Origin of the sequence: Marinobacter alexandrii (assembly GCA_039984955.1) — a bacterium.
In the GTDB taxonomy this organism is placed as follows: domain Bacteria; phylum Bacteroidota; class Bacteroidia; order Cytophagales; family Cyclobacteriaceae; genus Ekhidna.
This window is the reverse complement of record JBDWTN010000007.1, coordinates 255,550-281,432: the sequence shown is the minus strand read 5'-3', so window position 1 is coordinate 281,432 and position 25,883 is coordinate 255,550. Positions and strand designations below refer to the sequence as shown.

Annotated in this window: 23 protein-coding genes; 7 read left to right on the top strand and 16 right to left on the bottom strand. The window is 38.6% G+C overall.

Annotated elements, in window-relative coordinates; translation table 11 throughout:
* Window positions 1–2: 2 nt before the first annotated feature.
* The gene (locus ABJQ32_07600) at window positions 3–704 is read right to left on the bottom strand and encodes an SDR family oxidoreductase (GenBank protein ID MEP5289498.1); all 702 of its coding nucleotides are present in this window, start codon (window positions 702–704) and stop codon (window positions 3–5) included.
* A gap of 181 nt (window positions 705–885) precedes the next feature.
* Here ABJQ32_07600 and ABJQ32_07595 point away from each other — a divergent pair, with 181 nt between their 5' ends.
* Window positions 886–5,139, top strand: coding sequence for a T9SS type A sorting domain-containing protein (locus tag ABJQ32_07595; protein ID MEP5289497.1), 4,254 nt, complete (start codon window positions 886–888; stop codon window positions 5,137–5,139).
* Window positions 5,140–5,292: 153 nt separating this feature from the next.
* Here the strand turns inward: ABJQ32_07595 and ABJQ32_07590 are convergent, their stop codons facing one another.
* From ABJQ32_07590 to ABJQ32_07570, 5 genes are all read right to left on the bottom strand, one after another.
* Window positions 5,293–5,628, bottom strand: coding sequence for a hypothetical protein (locus ABJQ32_07590; protein MEP5289496.1), 336 nt, complete (start codon window positions 5,626–5,628; stop codon window positions 5,293–5,295).
* Complete coding sequence (locus ABJQ32_07585) at window positions 5,625–6,386, bottom strand: hypothetical protein (GenBank protein ID MEP5289495.1); 762 nt, start codon at window positions 6,384–6,386, stop codon at window positions 5,625–5,627. The genes ABJQ32_07590 and ABJQ32_07585 overlap by 4 nt, the downstream gene beginning before the upstream one ends.
* A 493-nt stretch (window positions 6,387–6,879) precedes the next feature.
* Window positions 6,880–7,860: a hypothetical protein gene (locus ABJQ32_07580; GenBank protein ID MEP5289494.1), complete on the bottom strand. Its 981-nt coding sequence runs from the start codon at window positions 7,858–7,860 to the stop codon at window positions 6,880–6,882.
* Window positions 7,861–7,890: 30 nt separating this feature from the next.
* Entirely contained in the window at window positions 7,891–8,391 is a 501-nt protein-coding gene (locus ABJQ32_07575) for a hypothetical protein (protein ID MEP5289493.1), read from the bottom strand.
* A 35-nt stretch (window positions 8,392–8,426) separates the two neighbouring features.
* The gene (locus tag ABJQ32_07570) at window positions 8,427–9,014 is read right to left on the bottom strand and encodes a hypothetical protein (protein MEP5289492.1); all 588 of its coding nucleotides are present in this window, start codon (window positions 9,012–9,014) and stop codon (window positions 8,427–8,429) included.
* Between the two features lie 172 nt (window positions 9,015–9,186).
* On the opposite strand from ABJQ32_07570, the gene ABJQ32_07565 reads away from it, so the two are divergent.
* Genes ABJQ32_07565 through ABJQ32_07555 form a run of 3 tightly spaced genes read left to right on the top strand, consistent with a single transcriptional unit; the run spans window position 9,187 to window position 10,614 of the window.
* Entirely contained in the window at window positions 9,187–9,705 is a 519-nt protein-coding gene (locus ABJQ32_07565) for a sigma-70 family RNA polymerase sigma factor (protein ID MEP5289491.1), read from the top strand.
* Complete coding sequence (locus ABJQ32_07560; protein MEP5289490.1) at window positions 9,686–9,955, top strand: hypothetical protein; 270 nt, start codon at window positions 9,686–9,688, stop codon at window positions 9,953–9,955. The genes ABJQ32_07565 and ABJQ32_07560 overlap by 20 nt, the downstream gene beginning before the upstream one ends.
* Entirely contained in the window at window positions 9,952–10,614 is a 663-nt protein-coding gene (locus ABJQ32_07555) for an ATP-dependent Clp protease proteolytic subunit (GenBank protein ID MEP5289489.1), read from the top strand. Before ABJQ32_07560 ends, ABJQ32_07555 begins: the two co-directional genes overlap by 4 nt.
* Before the next feature lie 2 nt (window positions 10,615–10,616).
* Here the strand turns inward: ABJQ32_07555 and ABJQ32_07550 are convergent, their stop codons facing one another.
* Both ABJQ32_07550 and ABJQ32_07545 read right to left on the bottom strand, forming a co-directional pair.
* Window positions 10,617–11,600 carry a DUF6624 domain-containing protein gene (locus ABJQ32_07550; protein ID MEP5289488.1) on the bottom strand — a complete coding sequence of 328 codons (984 nt, stop codon included), beginning with the start codon at window positions 11,598–11,600 and terminating at the stop codon, window positions 10,617–10,619.
* Window positions 11,601–11,792: 192 nt separating this feature from the next.
* Window positions 11,793–12,215 carry a hypothetical protein gene (locus tag ABJQ32_07545; GenBank protein MEP5289487.1) on the bottom strand — a complete coding sequence of 141 codons (423 nt, stop codon included), beginning with the start codon at window positions 12,213–12,215 and terminating at the stop codon, window positions 11,793–11,795.
* Between the two features lie 348 nt (window positions 12,216–12,563).
* Here ABJQ32_07545 and ABJQ32_07540 point away from each other — a divergent pair, with 348 nt between their 5' ends.
* Complete coding sequence (locus tag ABJQ32_07540) at window positions 12,564–14,204, top strand: serine hydrolase domain-containing protein (protein ID MEP5289486.1); 1,641 nt, start codon at window positions 12,564–12,566, stop codon at window positions 14,202–14,204.
* Between the two features lie 42 nt (window positions 14,205–14,246).
* On the opposite strand, the gene ABJQ32_07535 is transcribed toward ABJQ32_07540, so the two are convergent.
* The 6 genes from ABJQ32_07535 to ABJQ32_07510 form a co-directional block, all read right to left on the bottom strand.
* Window positions 14,247–14,696, bottom strand: coding sequence for a hypothetical protein (locus tag ABJQ32_07535; GenBank protein ID MEP5289485.1), 450 nt, complete (start codon window positions 14,694–14,696; stop codon window positions 14,247–14,249).
* An 11-nt stretch (window positions 14,697–14,707) separates the two neighbouring features.
* Entirely contained in the window at window positions 14,708–16,138 is a 1,431-nt protein-coding gene (locus tag ABJQ32_07530; protein ID MEP5289484.1) for an amidohydrolase family protein, read from the bottom strand.
* A gap of 118 nt (window positions 16,139–16,256) precedes the next feature.
* On the bottom strand, window positions 16,257–17,780 hold the full coding sequence (locus ABJQ32_07525; protein MEP5289483.1) for a phospholipase D family protein: 1,524 nt from the start codon (window positions 17,778–17,780) through the stop codon (window positions 16,257–16,259).
* The gene (gene yiaA / locus ABJQ32_07520; GenBank protein MEP5289482.1) at window positions 17,781–18,182 is read right to left on the bottom strand and encodes an inner membrane protein YiaA; all 402 of its coding nucleotides are present in this window, start codon (window positions 18,180–18,182) and stop codon (window positions 17,781–17,783) included. It abuts the gene before it with no gap.
* Window positions 18,183–18,471: 289 nt separating this feature from the next.
* Complete coding sequence (locus tag ABJQ32_07515) at window positions 18,472–19,968, bottom strand: cryptochrome/photolyase family protein (GenBank protein MEP5289481.1); 1,497 nt, start codon at window positions 19,966–19,968, stop codon at window positions 18,472–18,474.
* Window positions 19,969–20,026: 58 nt separating this feature from the next.
* Window positions 20,027–20,788 carry a hypothetical protein gene (locus ABJQ32_07510; protein MEP5289480.1) on the bottom strand — a complete coding sequence of 254 codons (762 nt, stop codon included), beginning with the start codon at window positions 20,786–20,788 and terminating at the stop codon, window positions 20,027–20,029.
* Between the two features lie 155 nt (window positions 20,789–20,943).
* Here ABJQ32_07510 and ABJQ32_07505 point away from each other — a divergent pair, with 155 nt between their 5' ends.
* On the top strand, window positions 20,944–21,273 hold the full coding sequence (locus tag ABJQ32_07505) for a helix-turn-helix transcriptional regulator (protein ID MEP5289479.1): 330 nt from the start codon (window positions 20,944–20,946) through the stop codon (window positions 21,271–21,273).
* A complete protein-coding gene (locus tag ABJQ32_07500) occupies window positions 21,263–23,920 on the top strand; it encodes an ABC transporter permease (GenBank protein ID MEP5289478.1) in 2,658 nt (885 codons plus the stop codon). The genes ABJQ32_07505 and ABJQ32_07500 overlap by 11 nt, the downstream gene beginning before the upstream one ends.
* Window positions 23,921–23,951: 31 nt before the next feature.
* Here the strand turns inward: ABJQ32_07500 and ABJQ32_07495 are convergent, their stop codons facing one another.
* The gene (locus ABJQ32_07495) at window positions 23,952–24,608 is read right to left on the bottom strand and encodes a LytTR family DNA-binding domain-containing protein (GenBank protein MEP5289477.1); all 657 of its coding nucleotides are present in this window, start codon (window positions 24,606–24,608) and stop codon (window positions 23,952–23,954) included.
* A complete protein-coding gene (locus tag ABJQ32_07490) occupies window positions 24,605–25,594 on the bottom strand; it encodes a histidine kinase (GenBank protein MEP5289476.1) in 990 nt (329 codons plus the stop codon). The genes ABJQ32_07495 and ABJQ32_07490 overlap by 4 nt, the downstream gene beginning before the upstream one ends.
* Between the last annotated feature and the right edge of the window lie 289 nt (window positions 25,595–25,883).

Below are 25,883 nucleotides of genomic sequence, written 5' to 3'. Positions count from 1 at the left end.
GATCAAATTGACCGTAATGTAGACATTCCACCATCTACACCGAGTATCTGACCAGTCATCCATCCAGATTTAGGAGATAGAAGAAAGCTTGCCATATGAGCGATATCTTCTGGTGTTCCTACACGATTTAGTGCATGTCTCTTACCGGAGGCTTCTTTCTTTTCGTCTGTAGATAATAGTCTTTCTGCTAATGGCGTGTCTGTAACAGAAGGGGCTATACAATTGACACGTATTTTTGGAGCAAATTCTGCGGCTAGGGATTTGGTCAATCCTTCAATGGCACCCTTGCTGGCAGCTATTGAACTATGAAATCCCATACCTTGCTGTACTGCCACCGTGCTAAAGAATACAATTGATGGATTTTCAGCTTTTTTAAGGGCTGGTAATATGTGTTGTAAAACCTTAATGCCTCCAATAACATTAAGCTGAAAATCATCAACGAAATCCGAAGGCTTTAATCGATGAAAAGGTTTGAGATTGATAGATCCAGGACAATACACAAATCCATCAAGCTTCTCCATGCTTAAGTCAGGAAGTTCGTCGGACGTTACGTCGTAAACCATATGATTAATATTAGTCACATTGGTTAATTCACCTTCATTTCTTGAGAGAACTGTAACCTCATGTCCCTCTGATGATAAATTTCTTACTAGTTGAAGTCCTATACCAGTACTCCCTCCGATTATTAAGTAATGTTTTGACATGCAACCTCAACTACTATTGATCAATAAGGTTTGATCGGCCAAATGATCAACTTGTTGATTCATGCTTAGCCCTATTGATTGCTTCAGTAGTCATTCCCTCAAAATTTTGGTTGTTTACCCATAAAACTTGGCTTAAGAAGTAATATGAAGGAATTTTAATATGAAAATTCCAAGCACCATTATGAAAAATCTAATAATCTTACTCGTCCTTTTTTCGTGTGGATTACCTCTTTTTTCACAGGATTACTATTGGGTGGGAGGATCAGGAAACTGGTCTGATTTTGCCAATCACTGGGCTACAACATCTAATGGATCTACCTTCCATACACAACCACCGACAGCATCAGACAATGTCATTTTTGATGCCAATTCATTTGACAGCTTTGGTCAAGTTGTGACATTAGATGCAGCTGCCAATTGTCTTTCGATGGACTGGACTGGAGTTCCCAATTTTCCTGTAATTGATGGAAATGGTAACGCTATGGACATTTATGCCTCATTGACACTTGCTGCGGATATGACAGCTGATTTTGATGACTTAGAATTCGAAGCAACTTCAACGGGTCATACAATTACAACGAATGGTACTTCTTTGGGTACAGATGCTAATCTGATGTTTGTTGGAGTAGGTGGGGGATGGACTCTTCAAGATAATTTGGAGACCGAAAACCTTAATATGACGGCTGGTTCCCTTGATACGAATGGTAATAATCTGACCATTGAAATTGGTTTCAATACTTCAGGATCAAATAGCAAAACGATTGTTTTAGGATCATCAGAAATCGCTGCAGATAGATTTTGGATAGGAGGCACGAACATCACAATGAATGCTGGAACATCTAAGATTATCACGACTTCTTTTTATTCAGACAGAGATGGAGATGGTCCATTTACCTATTATGATGTCGAATTTTATAGTCAAAATGGTCGGTTAAGATATAATTCTACTTTTAATGAAATAACCATTCCTGATGAAATTGAACTTGAACTAAGGTCCGGAGATATTTTTACCGTGGGGAACTTGGTGTCACAGGGAGATAAATTTAGTCCGTCAGTCATTAATACTACAACTAGTGGGAGTGAAGCTACTTTTGAAGCATTATCAGGATCAATTATTCTTTCCTATGTAGAGTTGAGCGATATTCATGCCACCGGAGCAGCCACATTCACGGCCAACAATTCAACCGGAAATGGAAATACAACGGGATGGACCATCAATGCGCCAGTATCGCAGAATTACTATTGGGTAGGAAATGCAGGCGACTGGACCGATTTTGCGAGTCACTGGGCTACTAGTTCTGGCGGAACCACTTTCCATACGGACTATCCTGCCAGATATGATAATGTCTTTTTTGATATCAATTCATTTACGGTACCAGACGAAACAGTCACTCTGGACATTGATGTAGATTGTAATGATATGGACTGGACTGGAGTTACCAATTCACCGAGATTGTATGGTGCTTTCGGACTGAGACTTAATATTTATGGTTCAGCCACTTTCACAGATGAGGTGGATAAAGATGTCTACACCATGGAGATGGAAGGAAGTGGTACGCATACGCTGACCTATGGAGAAACTGGTCGATTTAGAGTCCTCAGACTCAATGGAAGTGGCACGGTGAATTTTCAGGACTCTGTTTCAATCAGTCTTGATTTACAGTTATGGGACGGAGTTTTGAATTTAAATAACAATCCTTTGGATGTAGGTCGTGGGTTACAGCTCATAGATGGGATATTTAATGCAGGAGCAAGTAATATTTACTGTGACAATTTTGATTTATCAAATTCATCAAGCTCACCGGTATTTAATGAAGGAACGTCTACCGTTCAGATTACAGATGAAATTGATATACAAAGTACCTCCAATCGAAGTTTTGACTTTTACAATGTTGTATTGGATGGTACGATAGTCGTGGAAGGGTCTCATACCATTGAAAATCTTACGATCAAAGAAGGATCTAGCATTTCATTTGAAGAAAGCACCACTACTACTGTTACTAGTGATTTAGTATTGCCTGGAACAAAAGCAAATCCTATTTCACTTGCTTCAACTTTAGCTGGAACACAAGTGTCACTTTCAAAAGCAACTGGTACTGTAAATGCAACATATTTGATCTTGCAGGATATCAACGTCTCAGGTGGAGCTACATTTAATGCGACTGAAACCATAGATAATGGGAATAATACCGGGTGGAATATTACAGGACTGACTGGTGATGATTATTACTGGGTCGGAGATGGTGGTAACTGGTCTGATTTTGCCAATCACTGGACAACTACCTCAGGTGGGTCTACCTTTCATGTGGCTGTTCCAGGAGTCTTAGATAATGTGATTTTTGATGCTAATTCATTTAGTCAGGATAGTGAGGTCGTAGTAATTGATGGGACAAGTGCCAATTTCAATGACTTTGATGCTTCGTTGGCTGATCAGTTTTTTACTATTTCAGGTAGCACAAAAGAGATGAATATCTATGGTTCGTTAGATTTATCCGTTAATTCAAACCTTGATATTGGAAATTTTAACTTTTTAACTACAGGTAGTACGACGATCGATTTTAGTGACGGGCCCGGATCGAACTGGATTGCAAATTTTCTATCGGGAGGAACATGGACCTTGGAAAGCGATGTGGTGCTGAGGGATATTAATTTTGAAAGTGGGACAATTAATACGAATGGATATTATGTTGACATATCCCAATTCTTTTTCTTAGGTTCTGAAAGTAAAACACTCAACCTTGGTACGTCAACCTTGGAGTCAAATTCCATTAGATCCGATGGTTCAACCAATACCACGATTAATGGAGGAAGTTCTGAAATTATTATTTCAGGATCTCTCATTGTTGGTAGCGACGTAAGTGAAACCATTACGCTGAATAATCTCACAGTTTCTCAACGAGTAGATTTTTATACGGATTTGACTCTTTCGACCTTGACCTTTCAAGCAGGATCAGATGTGTCTACGGTGGGTGATCGAGTTCTAACTGTAGATGAATTTATTGCAGTTGGAACTGAATTAGACCCTATCATCATTGAGCCACAAACCGTTTCTTCCTCATTGACAATCTCTCAAAGTACAGGTGTTGTAAACGGTTATTTTCTGGAGATGGAAGAGGTAACAGCAACAGGAGGAGCCACTTTTAATGCCTTTAATTCTATTGATAATGGGAATGTAATCGGTTGGATTTTTAATCGACTATCTCAGACGATCACGTTTGATCCAATTGCAGATAAATCAGTAGAAGATGATGCCTTTACCCTTGAGGCAACCGCATCATCGGGGCTAGATGTGAGTTTTGAAATCATATCAGGACCAGCTATCGTAAGTGAAAATTTGCTGACGATCACAGGAGCAGGAACAGTGGAAGTTCAAGCAAAACAATCCGGCGATGTGGACTATAATCCGGCACCATCTGTCTTCAGAGAGTTCACTGTTGCGAAAGGAACTCAGTCTATTTTCTTTGAATCCTTACCTGAAAAAACTTTTGGTGAACCAGACTTTAGTCTAGTAGCATCTTCCACGGCTGACTTAGTAGTTGATTTTGCTAGTTCAGATTTGACTATTGCTACTATAGAAAATGGAGAAGTAATTATTGTGGGAGCCGGTTCGACTGTTATTACTGCAAGTCAGCCAGGAAACGATGACTATGAAGCTGCGATGGATGTAGAGCAGACATTGGTAGTAGATAAGGCGAGCCAGCAAATCATTTTCGAAGCATTGACAACTAGGACATTTGGAGATGCTCCTTTCACGTTATCCGCAACTGGTGGTAACTCTGGAAATGCTATTGTATATATATCATCGGACCTTGATGTAGTCACAATTGATGGAAATGAGGTTACTATTGTCGGAGCAGGATCTGTCACAATAACTGCTAGTCAAATTGGAAATGACAACTATCATGATGCAGTTTCTATGGATCAGTTATTGACCATTGCAAAAGCTAATCAAACCATTTCGTTTCCTGAACTTAATGACTTTGAGATTGGAATTGATACGAATCCTATTGCTCTAGCAGCTACTGCTTCTAGTGGATTACTCGTTTCTTATGAAACAACAGGACCAGCTACTTTAATTGGTTCCAATTTGACTCCAACAGGTGTAGGAACAGTTACCGTTACAGCATTGCAATCCGGGGATGTAAATTTTGAAGCGGCAACTAAGATGGAGCAATCATTTGAGGTAATTGAAAGTGTACTTGGCTTGGATTCAAACTCTTTTCATATCTACCCAAATCCTGTAAGTAATTACCTGAAAATCGAAGGGTTGGCATCTGCAGATATTATTATTTATACACTTAAAGGAGAATTGGCTAAAGAGAAGACGCGATCTAATAAAATAAATCTATCAGATCTTAATCCTGGCGTTTATCTTCTCAATTTGGTTAGTGATACAAAAAAATTATACGCAACAAAGATCGTTATCGCGAGATAACTAAGTGGCAGTAAGAGTCCTCCTTCGTGGGGGCTTTTCTTACACGCTAATCAAAGAGATTTTCATCAATATTATTGACTTTGGTTGATCACATTCAACTACCAGAAGGAAGGAAAGTTTGATGTCTTTTCTAAAGGGGAATGATAAGCTTCTTTATTCAACTCCAAGTTCGAGAAGCCATTCTTTAAGCACTTTGTATTCTTTTTCTGTGAGTTTTATTTGATCTCCTTTAGGCATCTTTTTCTTTAGGAAAACCTGCTTATGGATAGCCTTGGCAGATTTGCTCATATTTTCTATCGTAAATACTTTTCTTTCGTATTCTGTCATGTGACAAGAATTACACTTAGCTTTTAGTATGTCAAAAGCTTTTTGAGTGATTGTCGCTTCTTGCTTCAAACGATGATTAGTGACCCGTACTAGATCAGAAGAATCCCAACCCATGTATAAAGGATATAGGATGACGATAAGTATATATATATGGTTTATCATTTAATCAACGGGATCTTCAGTAATGCTTGGATAAGTACGACAGTGCAAGTAATAAAATAGACTGAAGAAAAAATAATCATTTGTTTGGATGAGGAGAGTAGATAAAAACCAATCAAAGGAAGTATTTGTAACGCATGCATGCCCACAAAGTGAGCAATCCTTAAATCTCCATGTTTGGTGCTCCAGTTCAATAGCTTTAAACCCTGGCCTCCATCAGCGGCACCAATAGTATGAGCCAATTTAGCTCCCATAATACCACCTTCGAAAGCAAAAATCACAAAGCAAATAATCCCCAGACGAATCCCCCACAGGTAGGACGAAGGAAGTTCAGGTAATTTGCTTTGAAAGAAAAGCATTCCGATATAGAGCGTAAACAGTGTCATGATGCTTATGGTAATGCCCATCAAACTAAACATCAATGCGTTTTGCTGTGTAGAAATATTGAAATGGGAAAGTTGGCCCTGTGCGGCTCTCAAAGTAATGTAGATTAGTTCAAAGCTGAGAACAAGAATCACTGTCCATGAATAAATGGTAATGACTGTTGGATGATTGAGATAACCCAAGTACCATCCCATAGACCAGGAAAAAATGACTGTAGATAGAAAAAACTTGAAGGGCTTGATAAAAGCATTAATTCCCAATACTTCTGTTGTAGTAGTAAAAGAAAGGATGCCGGTGACTAATGTCCCAATAAGACAAATGATGCCAAAAGTGAAGAGTGCAAAGTTTCGATATGCGAGCTCTGTGAAAAAATCCATGAATCAAACTTCTATCATAGCTTGATATATAGAAAGCAAATAGTTAGTGAAACAGGAATATAGGTATCTGAAATGGGTTTAAGATTTCTTCTGAGCGAACAAAAATTCAGTTCGTATCAACAAAGCAATGATCACTATTTCAATTAGAAAATAGACTAAGCCCAACATTGTGAGACTAGTATAATAGTATGTAACCAAGCCTAGAGTGAGGAAGCAATAAAATGTATTAACTGCTGCAATGAGTTTAAGATATAATTGCCACTTACTGGGGGACAAGAAATGACAACTCAACGAATAACAAGCAAATAGTAGTGCTGAAGCAGCTAATGCATACAGCACATTTAATGGCATTCCAATAATACTTTCAAATAGAACCAAGATTATACCCAAAAAGAACGCAGAGATTATTGCTCCTATACCATCGATCAGGAATAGCTTTTTAGGAGTAAGGCTTGATAACATAATTTAATAGGGGTTCAAAACTTATGATATGCTATTCTTGAAGATCTTTTATTATGCTTTCTGAAGCTTCCGTTAAGGTAACCTCACGATTCATATAGGCTTTTAGGTGCACATCCAAATATGGATAGTACTTGGAGAATATACCATTTCGCTCCATGTATGTACTAGGATAAGACACACTAGATTCTTCAAGAAGCTTTTTAGTTAGCTGACCTGTGAAATAAAACAGATAGGAATGCCCTAGCTGTCTTGGGAGCTTCACATCCATTACTTCACCTATGTCGTTAAGAGTGCCACCTATAAAATATGAATTAGAAAGGATAAGGTGATGTGCAGATTCGTGATAAAGGAGCTCTATCCAGTTGCCTTTGGTGTCATTTGTGCCAACGGTGTTCATTACCACATGAGTAGGAAAAAGCGAAGTATATGGTAGGTTTCTTGGGTTCCACTTTGTTGCTTTTCCTACATAAGTTACATCTACTTTCAACTTCTCTGATTGCCAAAATTGTCTAGTAAGGGTAGTGATTTCATCTACAAATTTTTCTTCCGTTTTCCGTATTAGACCAATGTTCTCTTTAATACTATTGATACAACTTTTTTCATGCGATGGCCAAAAATACTTTTGATATATATCGCTGACATTTTTAAGCATGTCTACGTGTGCTTGAAACTCTGAAGGCACCATACTCAGGTCGTTATCTCCTTTCGTAATCCAGTGCTTAAATTCAGTCATATAGTCGCTTGTCCTTAGGTCTTGTGAGGCCAGTTTTTCTCTATAATATGCAAGAGAAATATCCAACTTTTTTTGTGAAACTTTAGAAAGTGTCTGACTGATGATAGTGCTGTCTTTCGAGACATTCATGAATGATTCAAGCCATAAAAAATGATGTAGGTTGAACCAATAATTGACTTGAAAGGAGTAATGCTTGGTTGTATCTTGATAGTTACTTTGAGCGCTTAATGAAGCTGCTGAAAACACTAAAAGACCGAATATTAGAAGTTGTTTTTTCATCTCTGAATGACAATTTGATGATAGACTTTTCTAGAAAGAATTGATATCTAAAGATACGTTTAAACCTGAAGCTAGTTTTTTAGCATCCTTGATTGCTTTGGTTTCATTTTGATAAAGAAACCTATATTCATGGCTACTGGTAGATAGTAACATTTCATAATGTGTAGATATGCCAGAGATAGTTGGACTTATTCCGTTCGGCGTATTTGAAGTTCTGTAGTTTTTAGAAGCAATGCTTATTTTCATTATTTCAGCTAAGTCACTCCACTCACCACGTTTGTACCCACAAATAGAAAGGTATTCCTTAAGTCTCTTCTTAGAGAAATCTATTTTGGTTCCTTCGTACGATGTGACGATACCTATTCCTATAAGAATAGCACCTATCCCCACACCGAAGACACGTTCCGAAGAGCCTCCTACTAACATGAAAAGGGGGCTCGAGAGAGCGAATAAGCCGGCAATTATTAATAGTACACCCAATAGGTGTGGACCTGAAAGTAGGTTTCGATTTTTATAGTTGAATTGAGTCACGCCATTAAAATTAAATAAGAGCGCTACTTTTTTAGCTAAAACACCGTTAATTCATACCATCCATTCTTAGGAAAGGAAGTACCTGTAAAGCCTGAACCTGTTCGGATAGCTCTGATTTCAGCTTGCATCATCCACTTGCCTCTACCAAATCGTTCTTTGCTGATTTGAATTTCACGTGCTTTGGCATTTTTGAACTTAGGTTGAGGGTTTTCACTACTTCGATCTGTGCCATTTGGCCATACTTCGTTTGCATACCAGCCTTGATGATTCCACCAAAGATCGCTTTCCGGGTTATCGGGTCGTGGTGAACCTTCTGAAAGGTACCATTCACCTATCTGGGCAGAAATATGCATGTTTAGCGTGTCTGAAAGGGTCGGAGTTATCAATTTCAAATCCATAGTACCGAAACTTTCTTCCGGATAATCAAAACCAAGCCACACAAAATGATCATTTTGGTAGAGATAGAGATTAGAACCTTGCATGAGTTCGATGGGCTCAACTCCTAACTGTTGGAAGTCAGTAATATCACCATCTACCATGGGAGGAGTTGGCTCTTTTGTCTGCTGACATGAGGAAATAAAGATTGCTAGGATAGCTATTGAAAGGATTACTTTGGAGTACATGAGTTAGGTGTTTATCTGATCGAAAAAACGCTTGCAATGTTCTCAAGGTTATGATGCTTGGAACTTATTCAAATTATGCAATGTAAAAACATTTTAACCTTGGGTTGAAAAAAAATATCTTTTTAGGTGATATATCAACCTTTAATCAGTCTTAGAGATAAATTGATATGCAATGACAACTGAAATTTGTATAAAAGAAGCAATGCTTACAAAGTGGTATGAAAACTACTTTCCAATAGCATGTAGCTACATTCATAAAAATGGTGGCTCGTTGGAAGATGCCAAAGAGGTATTTCAAGAAGCCCTAATCAGAGTTTATGAAAAAAAAGTAGTAGAAGCATCGAACGTTGAGAATGACCTGGCATATCTCATGAAGGCGGTGAAAAACCTTTGGATTTCCACCATAGCCAAAGGACAGAAAAAGGTCTCATTTGATTTCATAGACTTACCAGAAGAAGAAAGTAGCAGCCTAGTAAAGGAAAAAATCTACCACTTGGTAAAGCGATCGGGTGAAAAATGCCTTGATCTACTTCAATCCTTCTACTATGAGAATTCAAGTATGAAATCTTTGTCAAAAAGGTTTGGCTATCGAAGCGAGCGATCTGCGACAGTGCAAAAATTTAAATGCCTGGAGAAAATAAGAAATGAAGTTAAATCTAAATCACTGAACTATGAGGACTTCCTTAGCTGAAACCCTACAGATCGAGAATTGGCTTCTTAATCGAGGAAAAAAAGAAGAAAGATTGCTCATAGATGCAAAGCTTGTAATTGATGAGCAGCTATTTGAAAAGGTCAATCTCCAAAGAGAGGCATATGACTTAATAAAACTTCATGGTAGGCAGAAGCTTAGAGGTGAAATAAAAGAAGTAGAAAGAGAGCTATTCACAGGTAAAAAGAACTTTCTTTTTCAAGATAGAATCCATTCAATTTTCACAAAATGAATTCAAACCCTATTCATAATAACTACATACCCATGGTTTTGGATCGCTCAGGTCATGGAGAACGTGCATATGATATTTATAGTCTTTTGCTCAAAGAGCGTATCATCTTTATAGGAACTGCCATCGATGATCAATTAGCCAATTCCGTTGTTGCTCAGCTGCTTTATTTGAATAATCAGGATCCCAAAAGACAAATCGATATTTACATACATTCACCAGGCGGTGTTGTGTATGCAGGCATGGCGATTTACGATGCAATTCAAATGATTTCTGCTCCTGTGTCTACCGTAGCTGTAGGCTTTTGCGGAAGTATGGCCACCTTTCTTTTAACCTCTGGTCAGAAAGGAAAGAAATTCGCTTTGGCCCAAGCGACTATTCATCAACATCCGGCAGGAGGAGGATCAAAAGGGTATACAGAGGATGTCTTAATTGCCACACGAGAACAGGAACGATTACAAACTCAGCTTTTTCACATTATGGGAAAAAATACAGGCCATACGTTGCAGGAGATAGAAGATTTTTTCAAAAGGGATCGCTTTATGAATGCCATTGAGGCTAAAGAATTTGGATTGGTAGATGAAGTGATGGGGGATACATCCAACCTCCTTAAGCTTGAAATTACGAGACCAGAAATTGTTTTTCAAGGTAGTGAAAAGTAGCTTTAACGATCCAAGCTCATCTGTTCAGCAACAATGAGCAAATCTGACCATTGCTCAGGTTTTGATTTGCGTAAGAAATCAAAATCCGAATTTGTTTTAGACTCATCAAGTCCGTCCCACCCTCTTGCTAAGGCCCTCGTCAAAAACGTAGTTGCTTTTCCTATATCAGTATGTTCTGCCAGTGACAAGGCTCTTGCCGCTTCAACAAAATCCTCGGTAGAAACAGATCCGTACGCGCTTGTCGCCTCCATATATTTATCAGCGGCTTTGGTATATTCCTTATCAGACATTGCTATTTTTGCTTGAGTCAAAGCCTCTTGATAATCAGCATTGAGTTTTTTAGCACGCGCTTCTGCCTTCTGAGCTGTAGGAATTGTATATTCAAACCCCATAGATTGAGCATTTTCCACCACCGTTCTATCGACAGTCATTTCTTCACGTCGATTCTGAACATTCGATTCATCATCAATTGGGTAATAAGAACCTTTATCTAAACCATTGTTCGTCCAACTTTGCGTAGCGTATAATTGCTTTTCACCTCTCGATACGCGTACACGATCATATAAATAGGCATAGTTACTGGGATTTGCTTGCCCATTGTCCACAGCGTCTTTGAGTAAGGGGAGGCACTTAGCTTGAAATAGTGGATTCCGATCTGCATGTTGCACAATCAACCAAGCATTGTTACTTGGCCCTTCACCAACAAGGTTGTAAGTAGGCCATCCATGTTGTTCAATAATCTCCCTCATGCGGGCAGTATTGGCACGATCACTGGCTATCGTCTGATCAGTTAGTTCTTTAAACTTATCACTCTCTGTCTTCCCTTTCCTGTAGAGACTCACCCATTTGTTACGTAGCTTTTGATCATCATCTCTCATTTCTTTCAACTCTTTGGCTAACTCAGGAAGTTGAACTATTTCTTTTTGTGCCACAATAGTTGATAAGCAAAGGAGTAATGAAATTAGGATAGAAAAAGACTTTTTCATGTTGAGTGGGATCATGGTTTTAAGGAAAGATGTATTGTAAACCTAATTAGTTGCGCTTGATTGTGAAAAAAGGTACCTCTAATTAAGTTTTCTAGAATGGGTTCCTACGATCATCAGTATCTTATCGTCTGTTGAACTTTACCCATACTTTTTAATTCCTTTTACAACTAAATATAGCCATTAGCTTATTAGTTAGTTTTCTAAATAGGAAACCAGATGCTGTTCCAAAAAACCTGACCAGGCATTGATACATATGTCGAAACAAATAAAATCAGGAACGAGTCCTTCATGCTCAAAATCTAATCTAGTTCGTTCCCCATCCAAAGATGTCAGTCTCCAATGCACTTTAGTGCCTACCCACTCTTTTTGCACACCTTCCAAACCATTGATTATTTGATTTGCATCAATACATTCCCAAATCATTTCTTTGTCTTTCTGATAGGCAATGACCTTAAACTGATACCAGGGCTTACCCCATGAAACCTTAAATGCTGTTTCAAGTTGAGTAATAGGATGATCTTGATGGCCCCACCAAGCTTCCAATTGTGTGCTTATTGCACTAAAAACATCTGCTGCTGATCGATTGATTTCGAATGATGTTGTATAATGATTCATCTAATGAGTTTATTCTATGATCGAACAATTCCAAAGGTTTTGGACAATGAATGAGTACTTAAGTTTCAAGCAATGCATCATATTAGGTTTTTTGGAAGTTGGAGGTATCTGTTGAATAGATTCCAGTATTTACAATCTTTCAGTTCGTTGAAACTTATCTTTATGTATTTTGATAGGAATCAAACCCATCACGTCAGTTCTTCTAGATCAATAGATACGGTTTTATAAAACAGAACTTCTGTATTATAAATAACTACTTATTACCGCTGAATGAATCCTACCCTTGTACCAAGTCTGTTTGCAATTAGCAGATAGATAACTATTGTACACCCCAATTTAGATACAGAAATGAAGAAATTAGTTCTATTATCCACAATCCTGGTATGGTCATTTTTTATTACCTCAACTTTTGGCCAACAAGTTCAATTGGATAGTCTTTTTGAAAAATTTGCTAATGAGCCTGGAATTGCGGTGGCAGTTCACAAAGACGGACAGTATGTTTATAAAAATGCATTCGGTCTGAGCAACCTGGATTATGAAATTGAGATATCAGAAGAGACTCTTTTTGAAGTTGGGGGGCTGGCTATGCATATAACAGCTTGCAGTATTTTAAAGCTTGAAGATCAAGGGAAGCTTACGCTTGACACAAAGGTGAATGATATTCTTGAAGATCTTCCAGACTATTCAGAGGGGGGGGTTACGATCAATCACCTGCTTCACCATACTAGTGGGATCATGGATTATCTTGTTGCATTTGGTATGACAGGACATGTGTGGGAGAGTCCCATCAATACAAGTAAAGCCTATAAACTCATTAAAAAGAACCCCAAATTAGGTTTTAAGCCTGGGAACGAATATGAGTACAGTAACTCCAATTATGTGCTTCTGAATAAAGTCATTCAAGAACTCAGTGATACTACGATCAATGCATATGCAACAGAATTCCTATTCAAACCCTTGGGAATGCTGAATACATCCTATTATGAAAAGAGCAATGCTGTGATGAAGAACAGAGCAGTGAGCTATACCATGTCAGAGGATGATTATGAAATAGATCAAACTCGACATTTCACCTCTTCAGGAGATGGACGTCTATATACGAATATGAATGACTTGATGGTTTGGGCTGAATCCTTGGAGGGTAATACTCATCCTGTGAAAGACGTAGAATCACGTTTGACGGAGAGGGGACTTTTAAACGACGGAAGTAAAATTAGTTATGCTTTGGGAGTACAGCACGGGATTAATAAAGGTTATCCATTCTATGGACACAGCGGTTATTGGGATGGATTTAGTGCGATGTTTTTGAAGGTTCCTGATGAAAATTTTTGGGTACTTACGCTGAGTAATAACTCAAGTGTATCTGCTCCCAATCATGCATATAACATACTAGACCTTATTTTGGGACAAAATCAAAATGTTGCTGTACCAAAAAAATATAAAATTTCAACGAAGAGTTTGAAGAAGTACGAAGGTAACTACATCACCTATAAAAATGGATATTTGCGAGAATTGGTTATTGAAAATGATACACTCGTATACAAATACGTCGAAGATTCAGGGCCAGAATTCAAACTACTGCCCATTGCAAAAGATCGCTTTAAGGTATTAGGGGCTATCGCTGACTACTCTTTGAAATTCACTTTGGAGAAAGGAAAACCAAAGAAAATGGATTTCTTAAGAAATGGGATTGTTAATTATCGTTACGAATCATACGCTGCGATAGGTGAGAAGGTAGACCTCAATCCATTTTTAGGAACCTATCGAAACGAAGCACTTGGAGTGATTTATGAATTGAAGAAGGATCAAGAGGAAGGTATGGCGATACATGTGAAGGGAGAGAAACTCATGAATTACCTTCCGGTCATGACAAATATTTTTAGTTCCAAATCCACCCATCATGGGTATTTACGCTTCAATAAGGAAAAGAGTGAATTTACCATCAGTGATTATTCATTCAAACCGATACTTTTTGAACGAGTAGACTAATTTGATTCTAATGAAATGATAGGAGGTAAAGGCTTGATTCATTCAAGGCCTTAATTTCTTTTCAGATATAGACATAACTATACTTTTAGCTGAAACATTATCAATAAGGAGGCTATTGTGTTTTTCTGAAATCGCTATAGCTTCCCAAATCATACCTTCAATGTCTTTTTTCGGGAAAGATTGAAAATCCTTTACGGAAATATGTCTTATCAGTTTTCCGCCTCCATTTAGCTCCACACTGGTATTGATCAACTCTGCGCCACGATTAAATCCAAAATTGACATGCTTAGCGTAAACCGAAATATGGCAAAAGGCATCTTTCAGTTTTTCGGATTTGGAATATGCAATAGCTACTGCATTGTAATTATCCCAAATCAACTCATTTATTTGAGGTACTAAGTCTGTAATGAAATCTCTCAGCTCAAATGTTAGTTTTTGAATGCTTTCGTTGTACGGCTTTAAGAATGTTTTTAGATCTGGATTTGCACGCATTTCAGAATAATCTATTTGTTAAATGGCTCATTTACAGGCCTCAATAATCCACCCCTCATCACATGCGTAATAGAACGCATATTCGATATGTCAGTAGATGGATCTTCCTTCAAAATTATTAAGTCGGCGAGCTTTCCTTCTTCGAGTGTTCCGAAATCTTCGATGCGATCCATTGCTAGCGCACCGTTTTTAGTGGCCATAGTAATGATTTCATTTGGCGGAATTCCTGCTTCTTGCATGGCGATCATCTCATCATAAATGGATAAGCCGTGAAATGTACCTGGATTGCCAGCGTCTGTTGCAACAGCGATTGTAATGCCAGCTTCATGAACTTTCTTTAGGTTAATTGCCATAACCTCCTCCATTGCATTGATTCGTTGTTCAAAGCCAAACATTTGCTCTTCTAGATCAACTTGAGCAGGGTAGAAGGAATAGAATTCAGTGCTTGACTGAAGTAAAGCCTTTGCCCGATCATCCATCACATCATTTGAATCACTCACTTCTCTTATTTTTTTGAGCGAACGGAACGTATTCAGGTATCCTCGTACCACGGTGATAGTAGGAGAATAGATCACGTCATTTTCTTGGGCAAGCTTGATGAATTCATCATCAACTTCCACATCTTGAACGCTATGCACCAACACTTTGGCACCCAATCGTAGCGCTTCTTTAGCCTGGTCCAGAGTGGTGGCATGTACAATAAGCTTGTTTCCTTGTAGTTTGGTCTCGTCGGCCACAGCATTCAAAGCATTCATAAATGAAGAATCACCGACTTGAATACCCCAGATTTTTACTCCGGTCGAACCCATTTTTGTATGTTTTCTTACGGTTTCTCTTCCAAACTCTGAATCTGATAGATTGAGCATTTGCTTATCATTTTCAGTGTTGAACGGAGAGAGTCTTGTCTCAGAAAGAGCAGAGAAGAGCGGTCCTGCTGCAGCAACATGCGGAGCGCTAAGATTGCTTTCGGCTTCTGCTTGACGTTCAATGCTCCACGGAAATCCACCCACATCATAGACAGCAGTCACACCAGACCTTAAGTACGCTTCATAATAAGAATCTGGATTACTCCTCAGATCAGCCTGCAGCAGATCAAAATCTAACGAATCTCTCAAATCAACTACATCAGGTCTTCCATCAAAAAAACCTGTTTGTGCAAAGTGCATATGGCTGTCCACTAGTCCTGGGGTGATGTATTTGCCAGTAACATCAATGATTTCAGCACCTGATGGAATTTCCAGACTTTGATCACCAATGGACTTAATCTTTCCATCTTGAATAAGAATTACACTTTGCTCGATAGTATTGCCGTTCCCATCATGAGAAGTGGCTCCTTTCAATACAGTAATTGATGACTGAGTTTGCTCTGCTGTACTACATCCGGAAAAAATGATGGTAAGTATTACGATTAAGGTTTTTAAGTTTTTCAGGTTGAATTTCATGAGATGAAATTAGCGGTTTTTTAGGGATTGGGTAAAGCACTCCTGTTTTCAAGTCACTCAATCCAGTGAGAAAAGGTAATAATCTTAGAAAGATTATCGAATTATCAGGCAGACTTCCTTACAAAATAGACTTAGGCACTACACCTCTTAGCCAGAGCTGAAATCGCTTGCCTTTACTGGCATATTCATCTGGATTGAAATCTACAGTGGTTTGCCAGGCATTCTCTGGCTGTAATTCCACAAGCATCGTGTTGGCTAAGTTGGTGGCGATAGTTGAATCTTGTATTACGGCAATGCATTCTGTATTGAGATTGGCACTCCGAGGGTCCAGATTAAACGTACCAATTACTGCAATTTCATTGTCTACCACCATAGACTTAGCATGCAGTCCAAAGGTTGGTCTGAAATTGATTTTGCGTTGCAGGGCGCCTGTCATCACCTGATAGCGGATAGCCGCATCAGGCTTAAACTCATAAATTTGAACGCCTATATCTAAGAGTACTTTTCTTTCTCGCTTATATCCACTAAAAGCTTCCAAATTGTCTGTAGACATCAGACTGTTGGTGAGAATCTTAATTTCCACGCCTCGTTTAATGGCTTTTTGGAAGAGCTGTTGACTTAGCTCGGTTGTTACCAGATATGGTGTTTGGATGAAGATAGATTCTTCTGCCTCCGAAATTAGTTTGATTAAAGCATCAGTACTCATACCACCACCGCCTAGTCCTTCAGATCCATCATTTTTGCCTGGCAAATCTGAAACGAAAGACACGTCATCTACCCAGGCGACTTGTCCGGTAGCATTCAGTTGGTGAAACAATACGGGTACGTTTTCAATGTTTTCGCGTACCTCAGGCCAAAAGTTATTTGTGCTACAAGCGTATTGGTGTAAGTATTCAAACTTCACATCAACGTTCATTTCTTCCTTGCTCAAGCTGATTAAGTCTTCAATGGGTACGCTCAGATCATTTTTCCAAAATGTTTCGAAGGAGTTAGTTACTGAAGAGACGGTTTCTCCAACTAGCATTACGTCTCGATCCCGAAAGTTGTATGCATGATCATAGTCAAAGTATTCATCGGCGATGTTACGACCTCCAGTGATTATTACTTTGCCATCTACATTGAAGGTTTTATTATGCATCCGTTGATTCACCCCTCGAAAATCCTGAGCTAAAGTTTTTATCTTGGATGACAAGTTCTTTCCAATGTTTGCTGTTGGATTGTAGATTCTAATTTCTAAGTTGGGGTGAGAGTCTAGTGCGAGTAATTCATCCGCATCTGCTTCCACCATGATATCATCCACCAGTAATCGAACCATAACTCCTCTTTCTGCTGCTCTCAGCAAGTAATCCACAGCAATCAATCCTACATTGTCGCCGGAGAATATGAAATACTGAATATCAATGCTTTCTTGTGCCGCATCACTTAGCCAAGCTCTGAAGATCATCGAAACATCGCCTTCTTCGAGTACTAGTACACCCGTTTTAGTTGAATCGAGTTCTGCAAAATTCATGAGCTGTTCTAGTTTCTTGACACTTGGCTCAGTTAGCAGTGCGCAGTAATCTTCTGTAATGGGATCGTACTGGCGCTTGTCTGCAGAGCAAGCAATCGAAATAGCAAGCAAAAAGAGGAATTGAAACTTCATTTATTCTTTTGGATCGAAAGCTACTTGATTATCTCGAGTATTTTTCTGTACCGCGATTGCGCCATATATGGCGAGGAGGAATGAAAATGCATAGAAGCCTTTCTCGCTAGGTAGGAGCTCAGCGTTCCAAAGCCCGATGACTAACAGCAGGATGGATAGTAGGGTAGAGAACCAACTGATTCCGTAATAGATGTCTGTTACTGGTATTCCTTCAAGCCGATCACGTACGGCTTTTTGTAATGAGATAACAGAGAATAGTCCATACATTAAAATGGTAAAGTAGTAACCTTTTTCGTTGAGTTCCATCTCAGCTCTAAAGAGCCCAATGAGGTACCCCACGATTCCTGTACCCATGGCAATCCATGATGCTGCCACAAAGGCGTTTGACGTTTTCTGATTCATAATAGTTTAATCTTTAATTATAAAATCGATTTAAAAACTCAAAAATGACTTTCCAACAAAACTGAGGTTCTGCGAAAGTTCCGTCCGTGTACGGGATGAGATAAAATAAGGTTATGAAAACGTCCTTTAGGAGCTGTATGGATTGAAAATGAATTTTAAAGGGATTGGTGAAAGTAAGGTTGCTGCTTCACTCTGATCTATATTCTAGGCTTTTAGTATCACTAATTAGTTGAAATAGTAGAACTGTGCCTCTAAATGAGAGCTCTATTAATTCAATTATTGAATAAAGCTATTTAGTAACTCTTCTAATAAACTTCTCAGCAGCTTTAAAGATCTTTTCCTTTTTCTCTGTATTCATCTTCCTCAGTGTAGCTACCATCATAGACATTCGTTGATTGTTGGCAAAAGTCTCCAGATTTTCTTCAATGAACCGCCAATAGAGCCCGTTCACGGTATCTTCCCAATCACCTTTGCCATAGTCACTCATCTTTTTGATATAGTTGGCTCCACCTATATAGGGTTTGGTGGCAAAGATTCCACCGTCAGCATATTGACTCATCCCGTATACATTGGGTGCCATCACCCAGTCCGCTGAGTCCACATACATTTCCATAAACCATTTATATACTTCGTCAGGGTCTAGTTCACAAAGGAGCATGATGTTTCCCAATATCATCAATCGTTCTATGTGATGGGTATAGCCGTATTTCATGGCCTTTTTGATGGAATCATCAAGAGGAGGAATACCAGTTGTTCCATCATACCAACACGATTTCATTTTGCGCTGATGATCGAAATGATTGGTATTTAGTTTTTCATCATATTCATGGTAAATACCTCGCATAAACTCTCTCCAGCCAATGATTTGCCTTACAAACCCCTCCACGCTTGAGAAGTGAGTGTCGTTTTCTTGATAATACTCAATTGCTTTATCGACGACTTCATCTGGTGTAACCAAGCCCATATTGATATATGGTGAAAGCACGGAGTGGAAAACAAAAGTTTCCTTGCTGTCTATAGCATCTTCATAAGGTCCAAAATCGTTAAAACGTTCTTTTAGAAAGTCATTGAGAAGGTATAAAACCTGCCGCCTGGTGGTAGCCCAATGAAAATTTTCTGTGCTACCCGGATGATCTGAAAATAATTCACTTACCAACTTTTTTATCTCTTCTGTATGCTCGGTAGGATGGGAGGTGGGCTGATCTGGTATGATAATATCATTAGGTAGTTTTTTTCGATTCTCATCATCAAAAGACCAGCTTCCATTAATTGGAGATTCATTATCCTCTTCAAGTAAAACTCCTAAATCCTTTCGCTGCTGCTTATAAAAGGTTTGCATGAAAGGCTTATAATCTTCATTAAATTTTTTGAATTTTTCCTTTGAGGTAATGAACCCTGGTGAGTCTACAATGGTGAGTCTAAGTTTTTCCTTTTTGCAGAAATCTTTGATACGTTTTTCAAAGAAGTGATCTTCGATATCGTAAGTCACAATCTCCTGAATGTCGGCATACGAATCAATGGTTTCTTTCAGTTTATCCTCATAGGATTTTTTCTGATTTTGTTTGGTAAGCTGATGGTACGTGAGCTGATGTTTTTTTTCAATTTCCTCAGCATGCGACCTCATGGCAGAGAGAAATAGTATCAGCTTATGTTTGTGATAGTTGAAATGAGTGCAAAGTCCAATATCCTCAGCCATGAAAAACAGCGTTGAAGAATCTGGATTTAATCGATTATGATCAGGAAAAAGACAATTTCCGAGAATGAGTGCAAGTCTTTGATATGACATACCCCAAATAACTATTACTAATGGGTATTGTTGGTTTCGCTAAGGGGCAGAAAGAGAATTAATCGTTCAAGTCTAAACCGACCGCTTCCTCTAACCCAATCAACTTAATATCTTTTCTCTTTCTCAATTCTCTCAAAAACCATCCTTTATGTCCAGCTCCATAGGTAATCACAATTCGCTTTGCTTGATTGGTATGCTGGTCTAATGCTTTTTCAATGTAGGCATAGTGAGCTTCATTGATATTGTCCCATCCACCCAAACCTAATTCTTCATTGAAGAGATCATTGTAAACATTCAACGCAACCTCCCCAGCTTCATCATAAGCATCAGAATTAATCCAGTAGGGGTCGAATTGTCTTCCTGATGCTTCTTTAATAGAATCGGACTTAAGTCGAGCAAGTCCGTAGGCTTGCCAATCATCATAGCGATTAGGATCATCTCTGATTGCACGCATTTTTTCAAGTCTTGCATTTGCCATCTCTTCTGTCCATGCTGCAGTAGGAATAATGGTAAAGTTCATTTCTTTTGTCAGGGGGATGATTACATCGACGTACTCAGGAAATCGCGCAACTCTAGACTCATTGACTACTCCAGTTTCTTCGTAAGTCCGTATGGCTTTTTGAAAGCGATCAGGTGGAATTTCCGTCAGTATGATATCTGGATCAATTTTGATAATTAGGTCTTTCAACACATCTGTTGAGAATTCTTGTTCTGTCAGATGTTTCCCATGAATTAAGCCAAGTACCAAAACCTCATTTCGATTGTCTGTTTTGCACGAGAAGAGTGATGAGAGTATAGCAATGATTACTAGCTTTTTCATAGGATTTGAAATACTGATACTCAAAAGTAAGGCCTAATTCATAATAGTGAAATGCTATATCATTTGGTTTTAGGAATGAAATAATTGTCATTTCATTTGGTTTTAGGAATTATATCAATTTATATTTGATTTGGTTTTAGGAAAATAATAGTTAGATGAAGATTGGAGCTTTTGAAGAATTGGTACTGTTAGCAGTAGGCTCTCTTGGTGAAGAGGCTTATGGTGTGGCAGTGAAAGAATTGCTTAGGGAGAAGACAGGAAAGAGTCCAAGTATTGGTGCACTTCATTCTGCACTCTATCGATTGGAAGATAAGGGATGCCTTACCTCTCATGAGGGAGGTGCAACTTCTGAGAGAGGAGGAAGGAGAAAAAAGTACTACTTACTCACCTCTGTAGGCAAGGACGCAATAATCGAAGCGAATAAGATTCGGATGGAATTTTCCAAAAACATTCAAGGACTAAACCTAGGCATGGATGAAGCCTGATAAAGAAATTCGTCCACCCAAATGGGCTGATATTCTTCTAAAATGGTTCTGTTCAGAAAGGGTTATCGAAACACTACAAGGTGACCTTTATGAACTGTATCTCATTAGAAGAGATCGACACTCCAAGTTCAAAGCTGATATTGGCTTTATAGGGGATGTATTTAGTTCGATTCGTCCATTTGCACTCAGAAAATTATGGTCAAAACACTCAAACACTAATGCAATGTTCAGAAATAATTTAAAAGTAGCTTGGCGAGGACTGGTCAAGCACAAAATGTATTCACTAATCAAAGTAAGTGGTTTGGCAATAGGGATTGCTGCATGCTTGCTTATCTCACTCTTTGTTATTGATGAGTTGGGACACGATAAAAATTACGTGGATGGGGATCAAATTTTTAGATTGATCAATGTAGAGGATAATCCAGCTGAATCAGAAAAATGGTTATCCCACCAACCACTGATTGCTCAAATGATGAAGGAACAATTCCCTGATATTGAAATGGCTGGACGGCTGATTCCGTACAATTGGTTTGCAGGAGGGGACAATCAGGTGAGAAGAGCTGATAGGAAGCAAAATGCGTATGAAGACAGTTTTGCCTACATGGATCAGGAGTTGTTGGAAATCTTGCAGCCAAAAATGGTTTATGGAAGTATCGAGGAAGCATTGACAAAGCCTAACTCTATTTTGATATCAAGGGAAAAAGCAGAGAAATACTTCCAAGATGAAAATCCGATTGGGAAAACGTTGATTCTGGATGAGAATTTAGAAGATCCATGGGTCGTTGGTGGTGTGATGGAAAATCCAGATGAGCGCAATCACATCAAATTTGATTTCTTACTTTCCCTGACCGGACAGGAATTTTGGTCTGGAGAGCAAACCAGCTGGTGCTGCAGTAACTACAACACTTACTTCAAAGTTGCTAAAGGAACAGATCCTGAATTGTTAGAAGATAAAATGACGTTTGCAATGAAGGAACAATATGTTCCTTATCTAAAAGAACGAGGGAATCAATATGCTGATGCTGTGGAAGAATACCGCAGCTATAAATTACAGCCAATTGGAGAGGTATACCTTCACTCGAAAGAGCTTAACGAAGTTTTGAAGCACGGTGATATTGGAGTCGTTTGGTTATTTTCTGCTATCGCTTTATTTGTGTTACTACTGGCATGTATCAACTTTATCAACCTAAGCACAGCTAAATCTGCAAATCGTGCCAAAGAAGTAGGACTAAGAAAAGTGGTGGGGTCATTTAGAGGTAATCTTATAGGCCAGTTTCTTATCGAATCGATACTTGTGACATTTATTTCCACACTGATAGGAGTACTTATCGCTGCAGCTTTGATGCCTGCCTTTAATACAATCTCAGGAAAGTCGCTGGAAATGCCTTTTGCCGAGTGGTGGTTGATACCATCAATGTTGATGCTTGCGATAGTTGTAGGAACAATTGCTGGTATTTATCCAGCTTTCTACTTATCCGCTTTTAAACCAATAGAAGCCATAAGTGGAAAGGTTAGTAGAGGAGCTAAGACTTCAACCCTCCGAGGTATAATGGTGGTTTTTCAGTTTACGTGCTCTGTCATTCTTATTGTTGGCTCTTTGGTCGTCTATAAGCAAATGAAGTTCATGCTGAATAAAGATCTTGGATATGACAAAGAGCATGTAATCATGCTTCAAGGAGCAAGCTCGGTAGGAGATAAGCTGGATTTATTGCAAAATGAACTTCTACAAATTCCCGAGGTAATGAACGTTTCAGCTAGTAATTATTTACCGGTCTCGGGGACTAGAAGAGATCAAAATGAATTTTGGGTGGAAGGCAGGAGTAAGATAGACAAAGCTGTTGGTGCTCAAATCTGGAGGGTCGACGATGATTATATAGAAACACTAGGAATGAACCTCATGTCTGGAAGAGATTTTGATAAGTCATCAGTGCGTGATTCGACTTCTCTTATCATTAATCAAACAATGGCGAGAGAACTGGGATTGGATGATCCACTTGGAGCGAGGATCGAAAACAGGCAAGGTTGGACAATAATTGGAGTGATAGAGGATTTCCACTTTGAAAGTATGAGAGGAGGAATTGGGCCGTTGGCCTTGGCTTTAGGAAGATACGGATCTGTTGTTCCCGTGAAAGTGAATTCAAAGAATATGCAAGCAACCTTAGAATCAATCACAGCCACGTGGGATGAGATGATGCCTAATCAACCTATTAGATATTCATTTATGGATGAAGTTTTTGCCTCAATGTATGAAGATGTACAACGAACAGGCAATGTGTTTACAGGTTTTGCCATACTGGCAATTTTTGTTGCTTGTCTAGGTCTTTTTGGATTATCTGCCTTTATGGTAGAACAGCGAAGCAAGGAGATAAGCATAAGAAAAGTACTTGGAGCTTCTATAAAAATGATATTCAATTTACTTACAGTCAATTTTATGAAGCTGGTAGCCATTTCGTTACTCATTGCGATTCCGGTGAGCTATTTACTTATGGATGAATGGCTTTTGGATTTTGAGTTTCGAATAGAAATTGGGTGGTTGGTTTTTGCGATAGCCAGTGTCATCATTACCGTTATTGCCATTGCCACAGTGAGTTATGAATCATTGAAGGCAGCCGTTGTGAACCCTGCGAAAGGTTTGAGATCTGAATGACATCTTGTAATACTTCCGAAGTCTCTTTTTATTAACTCAACATCCTTATTACTATTTCCTTATAAGTACGTCCAATCGGAATTTTGATTTCGTCAAGAAAAATTCGTTGACCTGAAATCTTCGAAATTCGACTTTTATTGATGATGTATGATTTATGAATTCTCATGAAATAATCAGGTAATTCCTCTTCCCAAACTTTCAAAGTGCGTGTATCAAGAAATAGTTTTTCTCCAGTGTATACTCTTGTGAAATCATCGTCTCCCTTGATATAAATGATCTCTTTCAAATTGATCTGAAAAAATTCCTTATCAGACTTTACAAATATGCTTTTTCGATCATCCTTTTTTTGACTGATTTTGGAAATCGATTTTAAGAATCTTTCAAAGGAGAATGGCTTAAGGAGGTAATCAACCACATCTAGTTCAAACCCTTCCAGCGCATATTCAGAGTAAGCACTGGTAATGATCACTTGTGGTGGATCATTCAAATTTTTCAGGAAACTGATTCCTGATATTTTTGGTAGGTTAATGTCAAGGAATATAAGGTCGACAGAATGATTTTTTAAGAAGTCAAGTGCTACTACTGCATTTTCAAATGTTCCAATTAACTGAAAGGAGGGGAGATCTTTCAAATACTTTTTGATGACGCGCTGAGCAGGTAGTTGATCTTCGATAATGATGCAATTCATACGGTTGATTTCAATCGAATGGAAAGATTGACGATGTACAAATTGCTGAGTTCTTTGATGATCAGTTCGTGTTCATTCGGGTAAAGTAACTCAAGTCTCCTTTTGACATTTTCTAGCCCAATGCCGCCTTCTTGAAGCTGATCTTCCGCATCTCCTTCTCTTGGAGAATAGGTGTTTTGTGTAAAAAGATTGATCTGATTGTCTTTTATTTCTACCTGAATGATAATCTGTAAATCATCAATAGATCCTGCTGAAGCATGTTTGAAGCAGTTTTCTACAAAACTGATGAGCATCATAGGAGCGATTAGTTTGCTTTTTGGGTTTCCTTTCTGTTCAAAAGAGAGCTCACCTCGATTCTCCAGTTGGAGCCTCTGAAGCTCAACATAACTATCCAAATGTTCTAACTCTTTGATAAGTGGCACCTGATGTTCCTTGGTTTCATACAACATATATCTCATCACATCTGCAAGTTTCAAGATGAGATTAGGCGTTTGTTTAGACTTATGAAGAGCAAATGAATAAATGTTGTTCAGATTGTTAAACAAAACATGTGGACTCAGCTGGGATTTCAAGAACTTGGCTTCACTGTCTGTGCGTTCCTTTTCAAGGCTAACCATCAGATGCTGGCGAATGGTAAGGTCGATAGTGATTTTGAGTAGAGAGCTAACCAATATCGGCCAGAACAGTCCTGGAAATTCATGGGTCCAGGTCCATGCATTGAATAAATCTACAAGTTCCCCATCTCCTTCAATAACCATTTCCATCAATAGGACTCCAACTATCAAGACACCAGCCAACGAAACAAACGATTTAAGATATTTTCTACGATAGAATAGCTGTGGAATAATGACAAATAGGACGACCGATTCAATCCAGATCAGATTGACTATATCCTCAAATGGCTCTCCATCAACTATCAAGTAGGCAACTGAAAGTATGATGACCAGAACATTGACCAGTTGAAATCGCTGAAGAAGTGCATTCATATCCCCTAAAATAGTAGAAGCAATTGCTTACTCAAATTATTTCCGGTGAACGCTCGTTTGTGGAGTGTTAATTACAAAAGGAGGCAGTCTTAAAAGGTCTTTTCTTTATCCATAGTGTCATTCTGACGCAGGAAGAATCTCTTATAATACATAGGTAGACAAACTATAGATAAAAGATCCTTCATAAATTCAGGATGACAGACCTTTTAGGCAGCTTCGACTTCATCTTTTATTCTGTATCTATTGATTTTGTTATGCGGAACTTGGTCTTCATGTTTAATAAACCGAT

What these genes read in the sequence shown, in the direction of transcription:
- ABJQ32_07580 (MEP5289494.1), bottom strand. Translation starts at nt 7,860, where the DNA reads ATGAAAAAACAACTTCTAATATTCGGTCTTTTAGTGTTTTCAGCAGCT.
- ABJQ32_07565 (MEP5289491.1), top strand. Translation starts at nt 9,187, where the DNA reads ATGACAACTGAAATTTGTATAAAAGAAGCAATGCTTACAAAGTGGTAT.
- ABJQ32_07540 (MEP5289486.1), top strand. Translation starts at nt 12,564, where the DNA reads ATGAAGAAATTAGTTCTATTATCCACAATCCTGGTATGGTCATTTTTT.
- ABJQ32_07495 (MEP5289477.1), bottom strand. Translation starts at nt 24,608, where the DNA reads ATGAATTGCATCATTATCGAAGATCAACTACCTGCTCAGCGCGTCATC.
- ABJQ32_07530 (MEP5289484.1), bottom strand. Translation starts at nt 16,138, where the DNA reads ATGAAATTCAACCTGAAAAACTTAAAAACCTTAATCGTAATACTTACC.
- ABJQ32_07555 (MEP5289489.1), top strand. Translation starts at nt 9,952, where the DNA reads ATGAATTCAAACCCTATTCATAATAACTACATACCCATGGTTTTGGAT.
- ABJQ32_07585 (MEP5289495.1), bottom strand. Translation starts at nt 6,386, where the DNA reads ATGGATTTTTTCACAGAGCTCGCATATCGAAACTTTGCACTCTTCACT.
- ABJQ32_07595 (MEP5289497.1), top strand. Translation starts at nt 886, where the DNA reads ATGAAAAATCTAATAATCTTACTCGTCCTTTTTTCGTGTGGATTACCT.
- ABJQ32_07535 (MEP5289485.1), bottom strand. Translation starts at nt 14,696, where the DNA reads ATGCGTGCAAATCCAGATCTAAAAACATTCTTAAAGCCGTACAACGAA.
- ABJQ32_07490 (MEP5289476.1), bottom strand. Translation starts at nt 25,594, where the DNA reads ATGAATGCACTTCTTCAGCGATTTCAACTGGTCAATGTTCTGGTCATC.
- ABJQ32_07515 (MEP5289481.1), bottom strand. Translation starts at nt 19,968, where the DNA reads ATGTCATATCAAAGACTTGCACTCATTCTCGGAAATTGTCTTTTTCCT.
- ABJQ32_07510 (MEP5289480.1), bottom strand. Translation starts at nt 20,788, where the DNA reads ATGAAAAAGCTAGTAATCATTGCTATACTCTCATCACTCTTCTCGTGC.
- yiaA (MEP5289482.1), bottom strand. Translation starts at nt 18,182, where the DNA reads ATGAATCAGAAAACGTCAAACGCCTTTGTGGCAGCATCATGGATTGCC.
- ABJQ32_07550 (MEP5289488.1), bottom strand. Translation starts at nt 11,600, where the DNA reads ATGAAAAAGTCTTTTTCTATCCTAATTTCATTACTCCTTTGCTTATCA.
- ABJQ32_07590 (MEP5289496.1), bottom strand. Translation starts at nt 5,628, where the DNA reads ATGATAAACCATATATATATACTTATCGTCATCCTATATCCTTTATAC.
- ABJQ32_07560 (MEP5289490.1), top strand. Translation starts at nt 9,686, where the DNA reads ATGAGGACTTCCTTAGCTGAAACCCTACAGATCGAGAATTGGCTTCTT.
- ABJQ32_07525 (MEP5289483.1), bottom strand. Translation starts at nt 17,780, where the DNA reads ATGAAGTTTCAATTCCTCTTTTTGCTTGCTATTTCGATTGCTTGCTCT.
- ABJQ32_07570 (MEP5289492.1), bottom strand. Translation starts at nt 9,014, where the DNA reads ATGTACTCCAAAGTAATCCTTTCAATAGCTATCCTAGCAATCTTTATT.
- ABJQ32_07500 (MEP5289478.1), top strand. Translation starts at nt 21,263, where the DNA reads ATGAAGCCTGATAAAGAAATTCGTCCACCCAAATGGGCTGATATTCTT.
- ABJQ32_07600 (MEP5289498.1), bottom strand. Translation starts at nt 704, where the DNA reads ATGTCAAAACATTACTTAATAATCGGAGGGAGTACTGGTATAGGACTT.
- ABJQ32_07505 (MEP5289479.1), top strand. Translation starts at nt 20,944, where the DNA reads ATGAAGATTGGAGCTTTTGAAGAATTGGTACTGTTAGCAGTAGGCTCT.
- ABJQ32_07545 (MEP5289487.1), bottom strand. Translation starts at nt 12,215, where the DNA reads ATGAATCATTATACAACATCATTCGAAATCAATCGATCAGCAGCAGAT.